This is a genomic window from Actinomadura rupiterrae (assembly GCF_024172125.1).
GTDB classification, from domain to species: Bacteria; Actinomycetota; Actinomycetes; order Streptosporangiales; family Streptosporangiaceae; genus Spirillospora; species Spirillospora rupiterrae.
The window spans coordinates 130,471-148,437 of sequence record NZ_JAMZEA010000002.1; the positions used below are offsets into that span (position 1 = coordinate 130,471).

Genomic DNA, 17,967 nt, shown 5'->3' on the forward strand with positions numbered 1-17,967 from the left:
CCTCGTGCGCGCGCGTGTGGCTGAGGTGGTGCTCAATAGACTCGGCGGCGTGACGAACCTGCCTCCGGCCCTCCCTAATTCGGGCGACGACGGTCAGACTGGCGATGTGCGCCCTCTCATCGACGTGTCCACGCTGGAACGCCTGTTGAAGCGCGGGGGCCCCGCGCCGGTGCTGCTCGACGTGCGCTGGCATCTCGGCGGCCCGCCCGGCCTGGAGTCCTACCGGAAGGGCCATCTGCCCGGCGCGGTCTTCGTCGACCTGGACCGGGACGTCGCAGGACCGCCCGGACCCGGCGGCCGCCATCCGCTGCCGGAGGCGGCGGCGTTCGAGGCCGCGATGCGGCGGGCCGGGGTCAGCGCCGACCGGCCGGTGATCGTCTACGACGACGCCGACTCGACGGCCGCCGCGCGCCTCTGGTGGACGCTGCGGTATTTCGGCCACGAGAACGTCCGTGTCCTGGACGGCGGCTACCGCGCCTGGACGACCGCCGGATACCCGGTGGCAACGGCCGCAGAGGCAAACCCGGCCGCAGCCAGTGGGAAAGGCCAGGATTCAGATGCGGAGCCGGGCTCGTCCGCGGAGCCGGGCAGGGAGTCGGTTGCGGCCGTCCCGGGTGACTTCAGGGTGCGTCCGGGCTGCCTTCCGGTGCTGGACGCGGCCGGCGCCGAGGCGTTGGCGAAGGCGGGTGTGCTCCTTGACGCGCGCGCGTCCGAGCGGTTCCGGGGCGAGGTCGAGCCGATCGACCCTGTGGCCGGGCACATTCCGGGTGCCGTGAACGCGCCGACGCTCGGGAACGTCGGCGTGGACGGCCGGTTCCTACCGTCGGAGTTGCTGCGCGACCGGTTCGCCGAGCTGGGCGCGACGGACGCGGTCGACGTGGGCGCCTACTGCGGATCGGGCGTCACGGCCGCGCACGAGATCCTGGCCTTGCACCTCGCGGGGATTCCGGCGGCGCTCTACGTCGGCTCGTGGTCGGCCTGGGTCGCCGACCCGACCAACCCCGTCGCCACAGGGGAGGCCTGAGTCTTAAGGGTGCGTGCCCGCGGGCGCAGGCGAAGCCTGGGCGTGCTCCCTAGCCGGCGCCGTAGCAGGTGAGGCCGAGAAGCCCTGGGGAGCGAGGCAGGGCAGCCAGGGCCCTCGACGGACTGGTTCCGGCCGCTAGGAGGGCGTGAAGATCGGCCATGAACGGCGGGGACGCGGCGTCGCGAAGCGGCACGGGGCTCGCCACAACCGTGCGGGTGCCCAGGGCTAGCAGAACGCCCACCATGCCTATGACCGCGTCGTCTGCGCCACCTCGTCCGACGTCGCAGGCCGAAAGGACGACCGTTCTTGGCGCCGCGGACAGTTCCTCTAGGTCGTGCACCGTCAACGGCCCGTCCGCTAGCAGAAGTCGCGAGAACATCGGGTTGTCGACTCGGAACTCACCGTGGGTGGCCATGTGGACGAGCGTGGCTCCGTCCATGGCGTGCCGTACGGTTTCGACCCGAGCCCTGGGGCCGTCGAGTGCAAACGCACTCGGATGGACGCGTCGGAGGACGCGCGTCTCCTGTTCCGCGTGCACGAGGCCGGGCCCGGCGACGAGGAGCACGCGCCAGGTCGTGGCCTGCTCAGGGATCGTATGCGCGCGCAGCCAGGCGGTCGCCGACGGTACGACACTGCAGGGACGTCCATACAGCGAAGGCAGGACGTTCCAGGGAAGCGCATGAAGGCTTCCGGTAGGCGCGATCACTACCTCGGACGCCGGTATCGCCAGCGGGGCTATGAGCTGCTCATCGAGTCGGCAGGTCGACTGGGCGAGGCTATGGAGGGCGTCGTCGTGCTGCTCGTCGTCGCTGAGGTTCCGTAGTGCCGCATGGATCAGTTCGACTTGCTGGGCTGCCTGCGCGTACGAGCCGAGGCAATGCCGCTGTGGCCGGCCGTCCGCGATTGTCACCGCCCAGAGAGCGTCGTCTATACGGACGAACTGGAGAAGCGCGCGCTCTCCCAATGCCTTGCTCAGCTCATACAGCCGTGGGACGTCTGGTTCCGTGCGGCTACTGGAAGGCGAAAGGCTGTGCGCGCCCGCGCGTATGGAGGACTCCAACTCCGCCATGCGCTCGGTCAACGCCATGGCCGCCTCACCCCGAGACGTCGCGAGCGCATGAGCGCTGCTCAGAAACCGGAGTTCGGCCAAAGCGGCCGCCCGGCGGGGATCTTTGGGCGGACGGATCGCTACCGGACGGCGCGCGAGCGCCCGGCGGCGTTCGTCGGCATGCAGAAGCTCGCGCGCGGAGCGGGAGAGGCGCAAGGCGAGGCAGCTCAGGTCCGCGCCGAGCCGAGCCGCTCGGGCGCGCAGGTCGTGGGCGGCGAACGCGTCGGCATGATCGGCCAGCACCGAAAGGCCCGACCACACGGCGGCGAGCGCGCCCCTGAGATCGCCTCGCGCCTGCCGCTCCAGCGCTGTGGCATGCCAGGCGACAACGCGAAGTGCCGCCGGGCCATGCGCGCGCGCACGAGCTACCGACGCGAGCAGATGCTCAGCCGGACGTCCCAAATGGAGCGCGAGGCGTGCGGCAATGATCCGTGCTTCAGCGGAAGCCTCTGCCCATCCGGCATTGGCCAAGCGATCGGAAGTGGCCATGGCCGTGCCGAGAAGCACGGCCGACCGTTCACCCGTCTCCCATCGCGCGCGCAGGAGCAGATGCTCAGTGAGCGGGAGCCAGCCAAGGCGTTCCTGCCGGGTGAAGACGTCGGCGGCCGTTCCGGCTGTGATGACTGCGTCTTCAGGGGCGCCCGCCCCGAGCTGGGCGTGCGCCAAGAGGAGTAGGCCGTCCGCCAGGTCGCACTTGTAGCCGTTGGCTTCGACCTCGCTCACGGCCGTTTCCAGGAGTTCGCGGGCTTCGTTAGGGAGCCCGGCATAGATGAGTGTCTCCGCGCGGTCGAATCGGCACTGCGCTGCCCTCTCGCCACTCAGACCCGGTTCGGCCTTCGCGTACAGGCGCAGCGCTTTGGGGATGTCCCCACGCCGGGACGCCACGAACGCGAGGTTCGCGTGCGCCATCGCCGTTTGCAGACCAAGGCGGTGCTTCTCGCTGGTCGCCCTCGCCTCATTGAGGAGGCGTTCGGCTTCGTTCAGCTCGCCGCGCAGCGCTCTGGCCAAACCGAGGTTGGAAAGCATGCCGGCCAGAGCCACGGGGTCATCGCCTACGCGCAGTCGGGGGAGGGTGGATGCCGCGAGGGAGTCCGCGTCGGCAATCCTCCCTGCGCGCGCGAGGGCGCAGACGGTATTGGCCGCGAGCCTGTGTGCATCGGCGCCTTGCAGGATTCCCTGGGCTCGTCGGGCCTCGGCCAGAGCGCGACTGGTTTCACCACGTGCGGCGAGCAGCCCCACAAGGTTCATGCGGATCTGCGCAACGGCATACACGGACGGCCCGGCGAGAGACAGAGCCTGCTCAAGGTGCGCTATGCCGTCCTCTAGGAAACCGAGCTCTTTGGCCGCTAACCCTGCTGCTCGAAGCGCAACCACTAGGTCGGTGGTGTCTCCCAAGGCTTCGGCCATAGCGACTCGTTCGGCTGCCTTGCGGTATGCGGTTGCCGGGTGCGTTGTCGCAAGGTGGAGTAACTCCCGTCCTACGACATCCGGCGGCTCCTGAAGCATGCGACTCCGTTTTCCATGACGTTTTCTATGACGTTGGTGTGGCTCGCGCTCAGAGCCGGATCCAGCTTGTGACCACGCACGAGGCGTCCGGTAGGTGGAAGACGAGGCTGACCAGGCCTTCCGGGACGGCTGTGAGGGCGAAGCGTCCGGTCTCGTCCGCGCGCGCGGACCGTTCGGCGGCGTGCGGATGTCGAAGCCGCACATCCGCGACGGTCGCTGGGGCGAGGCGTCCGGTCAGCGCGAGATCCTGCCCGGCGCCTGAGACCTGGACCTCGACCGTGTGACCGGGGGCTCGGAAGGTGAGCAGCCGGATGCCGCTCGCGCTGCGCGTCCCGACCAGTTGGCGATCCCGCTCGCCGGAGAGTTCCGCGAGGTCGGCGCTGGGTTCGCGCCAGGCGAGCGCCGAACGTGCGGCGGCGAGCACGTCGTCCGGGACGGGATCGAGCCGGTCGAAGGCGGCGCGCAGTTCGTCCAGGAGGGGCTCCTCGTTCATACGGCGAGCCTCCGTCGCAGTAGGGCGAGGCAACGGGCACGAGCAGATCCGATGCTGCCGATCGGGATGTCTAAGGCAGCGGCCAACTCGGCGTAGCTGGGGGCAAGTGCGAGCATGCGGAGGAGGTCTTGGCAACGGCGGGGGAGCGTCCGCAACGCGTCCCCGACGCGGCCTACCTGCTCGCGCACGAGCGCCGCGTCCTCCGGGCCGAAAACTCCGCTTCCGGCGCCGCTCGCCTGGACGCCGTCTGTGAGACGCCACGGATCCGCCGAATCCTCACGGCTCCGCCGTCGGGCCAAGGCCAAGGCCTCGCGACGTGCCGTGACCGCCAACCAGCGCGGAACGGTCTGAGGGTCGCGAACGGTATCGATCCGTTCGACCAGCCTCAGCCAGGTCGTCTGAACGACATCGCCGCAGTCGGCATCGTCCAGGCCGCACGATCGCGCGACCGCCCACAGGAGCGGCGCATGGCGATCCACCAGGAGTCCCCAGGCGGCCCCGTCACCCAGCCTCGCCCGGACCACGAGCTCGGCCGACTCGACCTGCGCGGCGTCACCGATCGGTGGAAGCGGTACATGCCGTCGCTTCGTACGCTGTGCCTCGTCCGCGCGCGGTAGCGGCACCACCCCTTTCTCAGGCTCGCCTGCCATCACCCCAGGAAGAACACGTCCCGTACCGGACGGAGCAGGACGATCGTTCAGGGCCACCCGCACTCCTCCAAGAGGCCCCCGCTGAGGGACGACCCTAGAGGCGGCCACCGACACGCACAGTGCGCACGCCGTCACGGTTACCGCATCGCTGCCGGGCCGTGTTCAAGACCTGATGATTACTCCGAGGTCCGGACGGGTAGGGGAGGCCGCCGGATCGAGAACCTTGTCGGCGGCGGCTGCAACAGGCAGATCCTCGGTAGCGGCTAAAGATGCGATGCGTCCCGCTATGGCGGGCGCGGCGAACGACGTCCCGCTCCACGTCGCGTAGCCGGTGAACCGGTCCGGATCGATCCCGTTGACGCGCCCACGCGGGCCGTCGAACCGGACGAAGCAACTCGCCACATCGACACCCGCCGTACTGGCGTCCACCCACCATCCGTAGTTGGAGAACCAGGCCCGGTCCTCCGCGCGCGCGTCGAGGGCGGCCACCCCGACCACCGATTTCAGTGCGGCGGGCCAGAACGGACGATCGCTCGCGCCGTTACCCGCACACGCGACCACGACCGTCCGGCGGCCCAGCATGGCCAACGCGCGCGCGAGCACAGGAGACGGCCGATCGTCGAAGGTGTAGCAACCCAGCGACATGTTGACCACGTCAGCCCCGCCCCACACCGCGAGCCAGTGCAACGCGCGGATGACGTCCAGCTCGTCCCCTACGCCGTCCCCACCGATCACGCGCCGCGCGCGGATTCTCGCGGACGGGGCGTGCCGGAGCACGACGCCCGCGACGAACGTGCCATGCCCGGCCTGCGCGTCCAGCTCGAAGTCCAGATCGGCGTCCAGGACCTCCGCCACCTCGCTCCGCTGCGCGGCGAACCACTCCGTCCCCTCGTACCAGGGATGCGGATCCAGTCCGGTGTCCAGCACGGCGACCGTTACCTCGCGCCGAGCCGGTCGGGGCTCGGGCATGGGCATCGCCGTAGCCGCGCGGGGCAGATCGGCAGGCCCGCTCCACCACAAGGGCTGTCCGTGCACCAGATGGTTAGGGGAGATGCTCAGCTTGCGATGCCGCCCATCGCCGGAGAGTTGCGCGGCCAGCTCGCACACGTCCACCCGCGCGGGCGCGCGCAGCCGTAGTCGCGTGACACCATGCCCGTCCTGACGCGAGGCGTACCAGCGCCGCACCAGATCCTCGGCGGCCGCGGCGTCCTCTGCAGCCACCAGCACCTGATCCTTGCGCACCAGCGCCGGACGCCCTTGGAGCGGTTCCACGACCACCGCGTCCCGGTGCCGCGCGAGCAGCCGCTCCAGGCGCGCCTGCTGATCGAACATCTGCCACTCCTCCGCCGCCGCCCGATCACTCTCCGCGCTCATCGTGGCCGACGGATGGCTCCGGCAAGCGGGAGTTCAGGCAACCCGCAGGAGGTGCTCCCTCCTGAACGGAGCCCTGAAAAATGAGGCTGAGAGGCGCATGCGAGCGGTGCTGCGGCGGCGTCGCTCGGCCCGCCCGTCCGCCCCGCGCTGCCCCGAGCTCGGGCGGTATCTCTCCGGACTCGCGGGTCGTTGTTGCATTTGAGCAGCTCAGAGCGTTTCCGCGGCAGGTTATCCACAGGTTGGCCCCGGGCTGGCATAGCGAGGCGGCCGGATGTCTTACTGGAGACATGAACGAGACGCACCTGCCGCACCGGCAGCACATTCCGGCCGTTACGACCGCCGAGCCCCACCGCCGTCCTTCGGTGGCGGCCCGCTTCAGCCGAGCCGATCGGCCCGTCCGCCGCGGACGATCCCCGTCCGCCGGGGTCTCGCTGCACGCCCGTCAGTTCCGTCGCGCCCTCAGCACGCCGGAGGCTCCGTGATGGGCCGCCGCTCCGTATGGTTGGGCCGCGCGGTCGCTCTTGTGGCCGGCGCCGTCCCCATCCTGACCTTCCCGAGAGCCGACCTCGGCTGGCTGGCCTGGGTGGCACTGGTCCCCGGGATGCTGCTGATGGTGCGGGCCCGCACGCGCCGCGAGGCAGCCGCCCGGGGCTGGGCGTTCGGCGCGGGCTACCTGCTGGCCGCTCTCTACTGGACGGTGCCTTACATCGGCCCTGGCCTCCCCTTGATCGCCGTCGTCTTCGGCGCGCTGTGGGCTCCCTGGGGAGTGGCCGCCCGAGCCCTGATCCCGGGCCGTCCGGTCTCTGCCCTTCTCATCCTGCCGAGCGCGTGGGTGACGATCGAACTGGTCCGCTCCCGTCCAGCTCTCGGCGGTCCGTGGGCCGTGTATGGCGCAACCCAATGGCAGCACCCGACAGAGCTCTCCCTGGCCGCCCTTGGAGGAATCTGGCTGATCTCGTTCGCACTGGTGGCCGCCAACACCGCCCTGACCCTCGCCCTAGCGACCCTCCACCCGCGCAGCTCGCCCCAATCCGAGCCGACTGCTCCCACTCCTGCCCCCGAGCCAGCAACCCCGGAAGCCGCCTCCGCAAGCCCGCCGCCCCCCAACCAACCGGTTACCGGACCGTTCTCGGGAGGCAGCTCAGCCAAGAGCAAACGAATGTTCCGCGCCGGGATGGTCATCCTCTTCGCGACCCTCGTATCTCTCGGGCCGCTGACCTTCGCGGCGCGTGCGGGACCGCCGACCGCCCGGACGATGCGGATCACCCTCGTCCAGCCCGGCATGGTGAACGACGCCGGGACGCGGCTCGCGGACGAGTTCAGGCTGACCGCGGATGCCGCGCCCGCCGACCTCACAGTGTGGGGGGAGAGCAGCGTCGGGGTGGACCTGGACCGCGACCCGGCGCTCGTCGCCCGCTTCCGCGAACTGGCGGCGACGCGCGGACCGCTCCTGGTCAACGTGGACGCGGCCGACGCACGCGGCCGCATCACGAAGTCGGCCGTCCTCGTGGGCACGCAAGGCGTCCAAGCCCGGTACACCAAGACGCGGCTTGTGCCTTTCGGCGAGTACATCCCGTTCCGGCGCGCGTTCGGCTGGCTCAGCGGGATCAGCAAGGCCGCCGGACAGAACCGCGTCCCCGGCACCGGCCCCACCGTGATGAAGGCCGACGGCACGACCTTCGGCCCGCTCATCTGCTTCGAGTCGGCGTTCCCCGACCTGGGGCGCGCCCTCGTCGAGCGCGGCGCGGGACTGATCGTCTACCAGTCGGCGACGTCCAGCTTCCAGAACAGCTGGGCGCCACCCCAGCACGCGTCGCTCGGCGCCGTCCGGGCGGCGGAGACGGGACGTCCGGTGGTCCAGGCGGCGCTGACCGGAGTGTCAGCCGCCTACGATCCGCGCGGACGCCGCCTCGCATGGTTCGACACCGACCGCCGGGGCACGGTGACGGTCACCCTGCCCGTCCCGCCGACGACGACGCGGACACCGTACGACCGTGTGGGCGACGTCATCCCGCTCGGATGTCTGATCGCCACCTCAATGGGGATCATGGGCGCGGTGTGGAAGCGCCGCACCCGGGCGCGAGGGTCAGGAGTGATGAATCAACAGTGACGCAAATCGTCATCCGCACCGGATAGGACCGGCGGGTGAGGTTGGGTGGACCGGAGCGGTCGCCACCGCGGACGGCGACGACGGTGCAGGACGGGAGAGGCGTTGGGAAGCTGCGAGCCGCACGAAAGTGACGCGACCGCTGATGGTCAAGTGACAGACAAACAATGGTCGCGTGGTGGTGCGTCGGGTGTCCATGATGCAGAATGAGGGACGCGGAATCCGTCTCGGGAGCGTACGAGGCCGTAGGGGAAGACGAGCCTCGGTACAGATCCAGGAGGTCCGGTGACCGCACGTGGCGTCTTCTACGTCCACTCCGCGCCACCTGCGCTGAGCCCGCACATCGAGTGGGCCGCCGCAGGTGTTGTCGGCGTGCCCGTTTCACTCGAGTGGGCCGACCAGCCCGCCGCGCCGGGCACGCTCCGCGCCGAACTCCATTGGGAGGGCAGGCCCGGAACCGCGGCGGGGATCACCTCCGCCCTGCGGAGTTGGAAGCTGCTGCGCTTCGAAGTCACCGAGGACTCCACCCCGGGCTGCGACGGCGTGCGCTACAGCTTCACCCCGTCCCTCGGCGTCTTCACGGGCGTCATCGGGGCGAACGGCGACATCATGGTCCCCGAAGACCGCCTCCGCGCGGTCATGGCCAACGCCGCCGTCGGCAAGACCACCCTCGAACACGAACTCGACCGCCTCCTGGGCACCCCCTGGGACAACGAACTGGAGCCCTTCCGCCGGGCCGGCGACGGCGCCCCCGTCCGCTGGCTGCACGCCGCCGTCTGACCCCACCCACCACCCGCGCGCCCGGCCCCCGCCCAGCCGCCGCGCCCAACCCCAACACGCCCAAACCCGCTCGCTCCCCACCCCCACGCTCCCCACCCCTCCCAACCGCCCGCACCGCTCCCATCCGCGCGGCGCCATTCCCGCCCGCCCGCACCTCTCCCGCCCGCGCGGCGCCGCTCTCGACCGCCCCGCGCCGTCCCCGACCGCCCCGCACCGCTCTTTACCGCCCGCGCTGCTCCCGCCCGCGCTGCTCCCGCCCGCGCTGCTCCCAACCGCGCGGCGCCGCTCCCATCCGCGCGGCATCGCTCCCATCCGCGCGGCGCCGCTCCCATCCGCGCGGCATCGCTCCCAACCGCGCGGCGCCGTTCCGGTCGGCCGCACCGCTCTCGACCGGCCGCGCCGCTCTCGACCGCGCGGTGCCGTTGCCGACCGCGCACCGCTCTCGACCGCGCGGCACCGCTCTCGACCGCGCGGCACCGCTCTCGAGCGCGCGGCACCGCTCTCGAGCGCGTCGCGCCGCTCTCCATCGCGTGGCGCCGTTCCCAACCGCCTGGCGCCGCTCTCAACCGCGTGGCGCTGGGTGTCTGGTGCTCTGGGGCCGGTGCGGGGAGTGGGGGTGGGGTGGTTTGTAGGTTGGGGGGTGGTGTTGGTGGTGAGGTTGGGAGGTCTGGTGGGGGTTCGGCGGGTTGTGCCTAATGTTCGGGTTCGGGATGTGGGGGCCAGTCGGGAGTTCTACGGGCGGCTGGGGTTCGAGGAGGTCATGAACCATGGGTGGATCATGACCGTGGCCTCGCCGGAGGTTCCCACGGCGCAGGTCAGCTTCTATGCGGAGGACGACAGGACCGGGCCGGTCTCGCCTGACATGAGCGTCGAGGTGGACGACGTGGACGCGGCGTATGCGGCGATGCTGGAGGCCGGGATGGAGATCGTCCACCCGCTGCAGGACGAGGAGTGGGGCGTGCGGCGGTTCTTCGTCCGTGATCCGGACGGGCGGGTCGTCAACGTGCTGGGCCATCGCTGACCGGGGGCGTTCTCGGGGCGGGGTGAACTGTCGGAGGGCGGCGGCACGCTGTCCTCATGGCCGTTCACGTCGCGAGTCGCCGGCGCACCACCGTCCGGAGGGACCATCCCGATGCGGTGGTCTTGGATGTCACGTCGCGGGGTGAGGAGCCGTGGGTCCGTCTCAGCCCGTTCTTTCCGCATGGCGGGATTCCGGTGCCGGGGCATCCGGAGCGGACCTCGCAGTCCGTCGAGGGCGTCTGGCAGGCGCTGAAGGTGTTCGCCACTGAGGCCGAGGATTTCGGCAAGCTGGACATCGCGGCGATGAAGGGCATCAAGCGGACCGTCCGACGGCTGGGGCCGCCGCTGGGGCATCGCGTCGCCGGACGCCTGCTCGGCTACGAGGAGGCCCGGCGGGAGATCTACCTGCCCACGTATCGGTGGATGCTGGAGAACCGGGCGGCCGAGGTCGTCGAAGAGCTTCGGGAGCTCGGTTCGCGGCGGGAGGTCGTCCTGCTCGACTACACCACGAACGGGGACGTCGCAGACCTATCGTCGCCGCTTTCGCATGCCGCGCTCGTCGCCCACCACGTTGACCACGGCCAACGCCGCCGCTGACAGCAGGACGCCCGTCCCGGTGTGGATGACCGGGACGGGCGTCTTGAGGTGGTTTCCGGCTCAGAGAGCGCGCTTGAAGGCGACCGAGACGTTGTGGCCGCCGAAACCGAAGGAGTTGTTGAGGGCCGCGGCCGGGCCGTCCGCGAGCTTGCGCGGCTCGCCGTGGACGATGTCGAGGTCGACCTCGTCGTCGATGTCCTCGAGGTTGGCGGTGGGCGGGATGATGCCCTCGCGCAGGGTCAGGACGGTGATCACCGACTCCAGCGCGCCCGCGCCGCCGAGCATGTGGCCGGTCATCGACTTGGTGCCGGTGACGGTGATGTTCTTGGCCGCGTCGCCGAGCGCCGCCTTGATCGAGTTCAGCTCCGCGACGTCCCCCGAAGGCGTGGACGTGGCGTGCGCGTTGACGTGCACGATGTCCTCGGGCTTCAGGTCGGCGTTGGCGAGCGCGCGGCGCATGGCCTTGGCCTGGCCGGCGCCGCTCGGGTCCGGCAGGACGATGTCGTAGGCGTCGCCGGAGTATCCGCAGCCGGCCGCGATCGCGTGGATCGTCGCGCCGCGCTTGCGGGCGTGCTCCTCCGACTCCAGGATCATCACCGCGGCGCCCTCGCCCAGGACGAAGCCGTCGCGGTTCTTGTCATACGGGCGCGACGCGCGCTCGGGCTCGTCGTTGCGGGTGGACATCGCCCGCATCACGCCGAACGAGGCCATCTGCAGCGGGTGGATGCACGCCTCGGTGCCGCCGCAGATCACCATGTCGGCGCGGCCCGTCCGGATCATGTCGATCGCGTACCCGACCGCCTCGGCGGACGAGGCGCAGGCGCTGACCAGCGAGTGCGAGCCCGCGGTCGCGCCGTACTCGATGCCGACGTGCCCGGACGCGCCGTTCGGCATCAGCATCGGGACGGTGAAGGGCGACACGCGCTGCCAGCCCTTCTCCTTGAACACGTCGTAGCTGCCTAGCGCGGTGTGCAGGCCGCCGATGCCGGTCGAGACGACGACGCCCAGGCGCTCGCCGTCCATCTCGAAGCCCTCGGCGTCCGCCTCGTAGCCCTTCTTGGTGCGGGACTTCAGCCCCGCGTGCAACCAGGCCTCCCGCGCCGCGATCAGCGCGATGGCCTGGCAGCGGTCGAGTCGTCGCAGCGTCTGCTTCGGCAGGACCTCGGACGGATCGACGGCGAGCTGCGCGGCGAACCGCACGGGCAGCTCCTCGACGCCCTCCCAGTCGAGCTTCCGCACCCCGGACCGACCGGCGAGCAGCGCGGACCACGTCGACGGCACGTCGCCGCCGAGCGGGGTCGTGGCACCGAGGCCGGTCACGACGACGGTCGTCTTGTTGCTCATGGTGTGAGTGCTCCTTGCGTTACTGGGGGGTGGCGACGGCGCGCCGGCGGGACCTCGCGGTCCGTCCGGGGTGGCGGCGCGCCGCGGCCGTGCGGCGATGGCTGCCCGTCATCACGGAGACGACGGATCGTCCCGCCCGCGAGGCGACCGGTCCGGCCCGCGGACGGGGCCGAGCCTGTCATCCCGCGACCGGGACGGATCGCCCGCGAACGAGACGGTCGCCCGGCGGACGAACCGCCCTGCGGACGAACCCGTCGTCCTGCGGACGAACTGTCGCCCCGCGGACGGACCTGTCGCCCCGCGGCGAGACGGCTGGTCTCCTCATAGTGAGACGGCTGGTCTCCCCGCGGAACTTTCAGACCTTTAGCTTCTGGACGAAATTGATGACATCCTGCACGGTCTTCAGGTTGCGCAGCTCGTCGTCGGGGATCTCGACGCCGAACTTGTCCTGGGCGGCCACCGCGATCTCTACCATCGACAGGGAGTCGATGTCGAGGTCGTCGATGAAGTTCTTCTCCGGGGTGACCTCGGACTTGTCGATCCCCACGATCTCGTCGATGATCTCGGCGAGGCCGTCCAGGATCTCCTGCTCGGTGGCGTCTGCCATGGTGTCGGTGTCTCCTTTGTGGGTTGTCCAGAACGCGTGGCTACGGGATCTGGATGACTTGGGCAGCGTAGGACAGTCCCGCGCCGAACCCGACCAGCAGGGCCGGGGCGCCGGACGGCACGTCGCCGCGTTCGATCATGTGCGCGAGGGCCAGCGGGATCGAGGCCCCCGAAGTATTGCCGGACCGGGTGATGTCGTCGGCCACCACCGCGTTGGTCGCCTTGATGCGGCGCGCGATGGCGTCGATGATGCGCAGGTTGGCCTGGTGCGGGACGATCGTGGCCAGATCGTCCGGGACGAGCCCGGCCCGCTCGACCGCCGCGAGGGCGACCGGCGCGATCGCGGTCGTCGCCCAGCGGAACACGGCCTGCCCGTCCTGCCGGATGAAGGAGGTCCGGTCGGCGATGGCGATCCGCTCCGGGGCGCTGCCGTCGCTGCCCCAGACGACCGGGCCGATACCGGGGGTTTCGGACGGTCCGACGACGGCGGCGCCCGCGCCGTCCGCGAAGATGATCGCGGTCGACCGGTCGGTCTGGTCGATCCACTGCGACATCTTCTCGGCCCCGACGACCAGCACGTTCCGGGCCGACCCGGTGCGGACGGCGGCGTCCGCGGCGGCGAGCGCGTAGCAGAATCCGGAGCACGCCGAGTTCAGGTCGTACGCGCCCGGCGCCTCGATGCCGAGGCGGTGCGCGACGGCCGGCGCGTGGCTCGGCATCGGCGTCTCGGCCGAGCAGGTCGCCACGATCACCAGGTCGACGTCGGACGGTGCGAGACCGCTCGCGGCGAGGGCCTTCCCGCCCGCCTGGACGGCCAGGTCCGTGATCGTCTCGTCCGGCCCGGCGAGGCGGCGCTCGACGATGCCGACGCGGGACCGGATCCACTCGTCGCTGGTGTCCATGACGGCGGCGAAGTCGTGGTTGGTGACGACCTTCGCCGGCTGGTGGCCGCCGAACCCGAGCACCCGGGCACCCGGGCGGACCGGCTCGGCACGCAGCGTGACACCCGTCATGAGGTGTGCGCCTTGATCAGCTCGCGGGCCTTGCCCAGGTCGTCCGGGGTCTTCAGGGCGAGCAGCTCGATGCCCTTGAGCTCGCGGCGGGCCAGGCCGGTGAGGGTGCCTGCGGGCGGCAGCTCGATGATCGCGGTGACGCCCAGCTCGCGCATGGTCGCCATGCACTCGTCCCACCGGACGGGCGCGCTGACCTGCGCGACCAGCCGGTCGAGGTAGTCGCGACCGGACGTCACGACCGCGCCGTCCCGGTTGGACAGCAGCGTGCTCTGCGGGTCGTGGACGTCCGCGCCCGGCGCGAGCTTCGCGAGGGTCGCGACGGCCGGCGCCATGTGGTCGGTGTGGAACGCCCCGGCGACCGCGAGCGGACGCAGGCGCGCCTTGGCCGGCGGCTCGTCCGCGAGCGCCTGGAGCTGCGCGGTCGTCCCGGCGGCCACGACCTGCCCCGCGCCGTTGACGTTCGCGGGGGTCAGCCCGTGCTTCTCCAGCATGGCGAGCACCTCGTCGGGCTCGCCGCCGAGCAGCGCGGTCATCCCCGTCTCGGTGACGGCGGCGGCCTCGGCCATGGCCCGGCCGCGCTCCCGCACGAGGACCAGCGCGGTCTCCGGGCTCAGCACGCCCGAGATCGCGGCGGCGGCCAGCTCGCCCACGCTGTGCCCGGCGACGGCGTCGGGCCGTCCGCCCTCGGGGTACAGCTGCTCGTAGGCGGCCAGCGCCGCGGCGACCAGCAGCGGCTGCGCCACGGCGGTGTCGCGGATCTCCTCGGCGTCCGCGGTCGTCCCGAAGCGCACCAGGTCCAGTCCCGTCACCGCGGACCACCAGGCGAGCCGGTCCGCGACGCCGGGCACCTCCAGCCACGGCTCAAGGAAACCGGGGGTCTGGGCGCCCTGCCCGGGCGATGCGAGGAGAATCACGCGATCCAGCGTGCCGGGTGCGCCACCCCCCTGCCGATGCGGAAGCACACGAACTTTGGTCCGGACGCTTTGTACGACCCCTACAACCCCCATACCGGACACCCCACCCCCTTACCCCCACTCCCACCCCTCCGCCCTCACACCCCCAGCCCCCCGAAACCCCCCAAACAAGCCCCAAACCCCCACCCCCAAAGCCCCTCCCACACTCCCAGCCCCATCCCACACTCCCCTCGACCCCGCACGCCTCGCTCCCCTCAGCCCCAAACCCTGCGGCAGAGACCGCAAAAGCCCCCAACCGCGACGCCTGACCCCGTCCCCGATGCCCGACCCGTCCCCGATGCCTGACCCCGTCCCCGATGCCCGACCCCGTCCCCAGGACTTTTACCTCCGCCGCGCCGCACGCCGGCCCGACCCACGCCCAGATCCGCGCACATCGCCGTCCAGCCCAGTGCCCAGGCCCAGGCCCCTCACCGTTGCCGCACAGTACGCCGGGCCCGAGCCACGCCTACGCCCAGATCCGCGCTCGTGTCGGCGCCCACGCCAGTGCGAGGACGGGACTGAGGCGTCGCTTCCCGTGCGCGCCCGGCCCAAGATCCGCGCCCATGCCCAAAACGGAACCGCGCTCCCGCACCAAGGTCAGGCCACGCCCTCATTCGCGCTCGAAGTCACGTCCAGACCCCGGGCGACGCCTCTCAGACAGCGCTTTCGCGCCCACGCCTGTACCGCGCCCACGCCCAGGGACGCGCCTATGCGCTCGAAGGAACCGTGCCCGGGGGCGTGTCATGCCTCCACGTCGTGGCCACGTCAACCCACAGTCGGCCCCGCGCCAGGCCCGCGCCAGGCCCGCGCTCGTGCCAGGTCTGCGCTCACGCCCGCGCCAGACCCACGCCCGCGCCAGGCCCACGCTCGTGCCAGGTCTGCGCTCACGCCCGCGCCAGGCCCGCGCCTGGGGTGGGGGCCCAAGCCCATGCTGGTGTCGGCGTCCACGGCGGTGCGGGGTCGGGCCCGGAGGCGGAGCTTCTGGGCGTGCGTCCGCACCGAGGTCGTACTCGCCCCTACGCTCCAGGCCGGAACCGTCAAACTGCGAGCTTGCGACCGCGTCCGCGCCTGCGCTCGCCCCAGGCCCATGCTCGTGTCGGCATCCAGGGCAGTGCGGCGTCGGGCCCGGAGGCGGAGTTTCTGGGGGTGTGCCCGCGCCGAGGTCGTACCTGCGCTCACGCTCCAGGCCGGAACTGTCGAAGTCCGAGCTCGCGCCCAGTTCCGCACCTGGCCAGTGTCCGCGGCCATGGCGACACCGGCCCGCAGGCGTCGCTTCCGCTCTTGGCCGGGCCCAATTGCGCGTTCACGCCCAAGTCGGCACGTGCCCTCGTCCGCGTTTCATGCCGTGCCTGCTTCGTGCCCTGGCCGCATGCTCAGGTTTGCGCACACATCCGCGCCCTCGCCTTGTTCGGACCCGCGGTTTCGTCCACGGCCGAGCTTGCCCCCGATCCTGGGCGACGTCCTCGGACAGCGCCTTTCCTGCCTGGGTCTGCCACGCGCCCACGTCCGGAGTTGCACCTGCGTGCACGCCGGAACGTGCCCGGGGTCGTGTCCGCCTCCACGTCCGCACACGTCCGCACACACGTCCGCGCTCTTGGGCGGGCGCGCGTCCACGCTCGGGCGCGTGTCGGGGCGAGCTGTGTTGAGGCGGCGTCTGGTGTTGGTGCCGGGGCCGCACCTGTGCTCGGGGCGTGGCTGTGCTTGGTCTGGCTCCGTGCCTGCGGCTGCTACTCAAGAGCTTCGAGGCAACGGCTGGAGCGTTGGCCGGTGGGGCTTGGGCGCGGGGGCGTGAATGAGGCGCCCGGGCTTGCGTGGGGTTGTTCGGGGACTTGGCGTGGCTTGGGCGGGGGCGGCCTGGTCTGGGGGCTTGGGGGTCAGGAGCGGGTGGGGCGGCGGGAGAAGCGGCCCAGGGCTAGGGCGATGCGGAGGGTGAAGGCGTTGCGGCCGTCCGTGGGGGCCAGGCCGGTCAGCTCGGTGACGCGGCGGAGGCGGTAGCGGACGGTGTTGGGGTGGACGAAGAGGAGGCGGGCCGTCGCCTCCAGGGAGGATCCCTGCTCCAGGTAGGTGGTGAGGGTGTCGAGGAGGGGGGCGCCCGCGTCGCACATGGGGTCGTAGACGTGGTCGACCAGGTGGCGGCGGGCGACGTCGTCGCCGTCGAGGGCGCGTTCGGCGAGCAGTTCGTCCGACGGGACGGGACGGGGGGCGTCCGGCCATCCGGCGGCGGCGCGCAGGCCCGCGAGCGCGGACCGGGCGGAGACGGGCGAGTCGTACAGATCGCCGACCGTGGGGCCGACCACGACCGGACCGGGGCCGCACTTGGCGGCGATGTGCCGGGCGGCGGCGACCGCGTCCTCGGTGCCACCGATGATCACGACGACGCGGGTGCCCTGGACGCCGGCGAGCGCGTCCACACGGGCGCGGCGGGCGGCCAGCTGCATCTGGTCTATGGTGACCTCCGGCTCCTCCTCGTCCGAGGTGAAGCCCGCGATCACGGTGACGGGCTTGGCGGTCCAGCCGAGCGCGGCGGCCCAGGAGTGCATGCCGTCGTCCACCTCGCCGCGCAGGACGGCGTTGACGACCAGCGCCTCCAGGCGGGCGTCCCAGGCGGCGCGGGTCTCCGCGGCCTGCGCGTACACCTGCGCGGCTCCGAACGCGACGTCCCGGGTGTAGCGGAGGATCGCCTCGCGCAGCTGCGCCTCACCGCCGGGGGCGGCCAGCTCCTCCAGCCGGGTCTCCACCACGTCGATGATCACGCGGACCATGTCGATGGTGTGCCGCAGCTTGATCGAGCGCATCAGCTCCCGCGGCGCGGTGCCGAACACCTCGGCGGCGATGGCGGGCTTGGCGTTCTCGCCGCTCCCGAACCACTCCACGAACGCCGCGATCCCGGCCTGCGCGACCAGCCCGATCCACGACCGCTGGTCGGCGGGCATCCGCCGGAACCACGGAAGCTGCTCCTCCATGCTGGCGAGGGCCGCCGTGCCGAACGTCCCCATCGCCTTCTCAAGGCGCTTGGTCGTCTGCTCGCGGAGCGCCGCGTCGCTGCTGCTGTCCACACGTCCAGAGTGCCATCTCGAACGTGATGAATCGCCCCGCCACCCTCAACTGAACTGCCGAGTAACCCCCTACCCGCCAGTAGCTCAACTTGGAGATCGGACCCGATGGCCAGTACTGCGTCCATACTCATGATGGCCTGATGACCTGCGAAAACTCACCTCAAGGGTGAGCTCTGGTCCGTGTGTCCGAGGGCAATGTGATGCCCGGCCGACCGGGCGACACATGTATCGCGAGCTGGACATAACCGACGCCTGACGGATGGACGCCCCGAAGCTCCCCAAAGAGTCAGCCCAAGGGTGAGCCGACAGGCGATCGACCGCATGGAGGGCCCAGCC

15 protein-coding genes are annotated in these 17,967 nt (G+C 71.3%); 6 read left to right on the forward strand and 9 right to left on the reverse strand.

Translation table 11 applies throughout. The annotated features are described in order from the left end of the window. Positions 1 to 106: 106 nt before the first annotated feature. Complete coding sequence (locus FHU30_RS05135) at positions 107 to 1,024, forward strand: sulfurtransferase (RefSeq protein WP_372503854.1); 918 nt, start codon at positions 107 to 109, stop codon at positions 1,022 to 1,024. Between the two features lie 49 nt (positions 1,025 to 1,073). Here the strand turns inward: FHU30_RS05135 and FHU30_RS05140 are convergent, their stop codons facing one another. The 3 genes from FHU30_RS05140 to FHU30_RS05150 all read right to left on the reverse strand — a co-directional run bounded on the left by FHU30_RS05140 (position 1,074) and on the right by FHU30_RS05150 (position 4,655). Beyond that, positions 1,074 to 3,539 (reverse strand): CHAT domain-containing protein, encoded by a 2,466-nt coding sequence (locus FHU30_RS05140; RefSeq protein ID WP_253872190.1) that lies wholly within the window; start codon positions 3,537 to 3,539, stop codon positions 1,074 to 1,076. 148 nt (positions 3,540 to 3,687) lie between these two features. Then, positions 3,688 to 4,131, reverse strand: a complete 444-nt coding sequence (locus FHU30_RS05145; protein ID WP_253872192.1) for a hypothetical protein — start codon at positions 4,129 to 4,131, stop codon at positions 3,688 to 3,690. After that, a complete protein-coding gene (locus FHU30_RS05150) occupies positions 4,128 to 4,655 on the reverse strand; it encodes an RNA polymerase sigma factor (protein WP_253873843.1) in 528 nt (175 codons plus the stop codon). Before FHU30_RS05150 ends, FHU30_RS05145 begins: the two co-directional genes overlap by 4 nt. On the opposite strand from FHU30_RS05150, the gene FHU30_RS05155 reads away from it, so the two are divergent. Then, on the forward strand, positions 4,599 to 4,748 hold the full coding sequence (locus FHU30_RS05155; protein WP_253873917.1) for a hypothetical protein: 150 nt from the start codon (positions 4,599 to 4,601) through the stop codon (positions 4,746 to 4,748). The genes FHU30_RS05150 and FHU30_RS05155 overlap by 57 nt on opposite strands. Before the next feature lie 195 nt (positions 4,749 to 4,943). Here FHU30_RS05155 and FHU30_RS05160 read toward each other — a convergent pair whose 3' ends face one another. After that, complete coding sequence (locus FHU30_RS05160) at positions 4,944 to 6,113, reverse strand: S8 family peptidase (protein WP_253872194.1); 1,170 nt, start codon at positions 6,111 to 6,113, stop codon at positions 4,944 to 4,946. Positions 6,114 to 6,678: 565 nt separating this feature from the next. Here FHU30_RS05160 and lnt point away from each other — a divergent pair. The 4 genes from lnt to FHU30_RS05180 all read left to right on the forward strand — a co-directional run bounded on the left by lnt (position 6,679) and on the right by FHU30_RS05180 (position 10,659). Continuing rightward, complete coding sequence (lnt, locus tag FHU30_RS05165; protein ID WP_253872196.1) at positions 6,679 to 8,265, forward strand: apolipoprotein N-acyltransferase; 1,587 nt, start codon at positions 6,679 to 6,681, stop codon at positions 8,263 to 8,265. Positions 8,266 to 8,547: 282 nt separating this feature from the next. Further along, the gene (locus FHU30_RS05170; RefSeq protein ID WP_253872198.1) at positions 8,548 to 9,042 is read left to right on the forward strand and encodes a DUF3145 domain-containing protein; all 495 of its coding nucleotides are present in this window, start codon (positions 8,548 to 8,550) and stop codon (positions 9,040 to 9,042) included. Between the two features lie 670 nt (positions 9,043 to 9,712). Then, positions 9,713 to 10,063, forward strand: coding sequence for a VOC family protein (locus FHU30_RS05175; RefSeq protein WP_253872200.1), 351 nt, complete (start codon positions 9,713 to 9,715; stop codon positions 10,061 to 10,063). A gap of 56 nt (positions 10,064 to 10,119) precedes the next feature. Further along, positions 10,120 to 10,659 carry a DUF6939 family protein gene (locus tag FHU30_RS05180; protein ID WP_372503845.1) on the forward strand — a complete coding sequence of 180 codons (540 nt, stop codon included), beginning with the start codon at positions 10,120 to 10,122 and terminating at the stop codon, positions 10,657 to 10,659. Between the two features lie 60 nt (positions 10,660 to 10,719). Here the strand turns inward: FHU30_RS05180 and fabF are convergent, their stop codons facing one another. The 5 genes from fabF to FHU30_RS05205 all read right to left on the reverse strand — a co-directional run bounded on the left by fabF (position 10,720) and on the right by FHU30_RS05205 (position 17,631). Beyond that, positions 10,720 to 12,003, reverse strand: a complete 1,284-nt coding sequence (fabF, locus tag FHU30_RS05185) for a beta-ketoacyl-ACP synthase II (protein WP_253872204.1) — start codon at positions 12,001 to 12,003, stop codon at positions 10,720 to 10,722. Between the two features lie 355 nt (positions 12,004 to 12,358). Next, on the reverse strand, positions 12,359 to 12,610 hold the full coding sequence (locus FHU30_RS05190) for an acyl carrier protein (protein WP_253872206.1): 252 nt from the start codon (positions 12,608 to 12,610) through the stop codon (positions 12,359 to 12,361). A gap of 40 nt (positions 12,611 to 12,650) precedes the next feature. Beyond that, positions 12,651 to 13,622: a beta-ketoacyl-ACP synthase III gene (locus FHU30_RS05195; protein ID WP_253872207.1), complete on the reverse strand. Its 972-nt coding sequence runs from the start codon at positions 13,620 to 13,622 to the stop codon at positions 12,651 to 12,653. Beyond that, positions 13,619 to 14,536 (reverse strand): ACP S-malonyltransferase, encoded by a 918-nt coding sequence (locus tag FHU30_RS05200; protein ID WP_253872209.1) that lies wholly within the window; start codon positions 14,534 to 14,536, stop codon positions 13,619 to 13,621. The genes FHU30_RS05195 and FHU30_RS05200 overlap by 4 nt, the downstream gene beginning before the upstream one ends. A 1,913-nt stretch (positions 14,537 to 16,449) precedes the next feature. Further along, complete coding sequence (locus FHU30_RS05205) at positions 16,450 to 17,631, reverse strand: PucR family transcriptional regulator (RefSeq protein WP_253872211.1); 1,182 nt, start codon at positions 17,629 to 17,631, stop codon at positions 16,450 to 16,452. Between the last annotated feature and the right edge of the window lie 336 nt (positions 17,632 to 17,967).

What these genes read in the sequence shown, in the direction of transcription:
- FHU30_RS05195 (WP_253872207.1), bottom strand. Translation starts at nt 13,622, where the DNA reads ATGACGGGTGTCACGCTGCGTGCCGAGCCGGTCCGCCCGGGTGCCCGG.
- FHU30_RS05145 (WP_253872192.1), bottom strand. Translation starts at nt 4,131, where the DNA reads ATGAACGAGGAGCCCCTCCTGGACGAACTGCGCGCCGCCTTCGACCGG.
- fabF (WP_253872204.1), bottom strand. Translation starts at nt 12,003, where the DNA reads ATGAGCAACAAGACGACCGTCGTCGTGACCGGCCTCGGTGCCACGACC.
- FHU30_RS05140 (WP_253872190.1), bottom strand. Translation starts at nt 3,539, where the DNA reads ATGGCCGAAGCCTTGGGAGACACCACCGACCTAGTGGTTGCGCTTCGA.
- FHU30_RS05180 (WP_372503845.1), top strand. Translation starts at nt 10,120, where the DNA reads ATGGCCGTTCACGTCGCGAGTCGCCGGCGCACCACCGTCCGGAGGGAC.
- FHU30_RS05155 (WP_253873917.1), top strand. Translation starts at nt 4,599, where the DNA reads ATGGCGATCCACCAGGAGTCCCCAGGCGGCCCCGTCACCCAGCCTCGC.
- FHU30_RS05190 (WP_253872206.1), bottom strand. Translation starts at nt 12,610, where the DNA reads ATGGCAGACGCCACCGAGCAGGAGATCCTGGACGGCCTCGCCGAGATC.
- FHU30_RS05160 (WP_253872194.1), bottom strand. Translation starts at nt 6,113, where the DNA reads ATGTTCGATCAGCAGGCGCGCCTGGAGCGGCTGCTCGCGCGGCACCGG.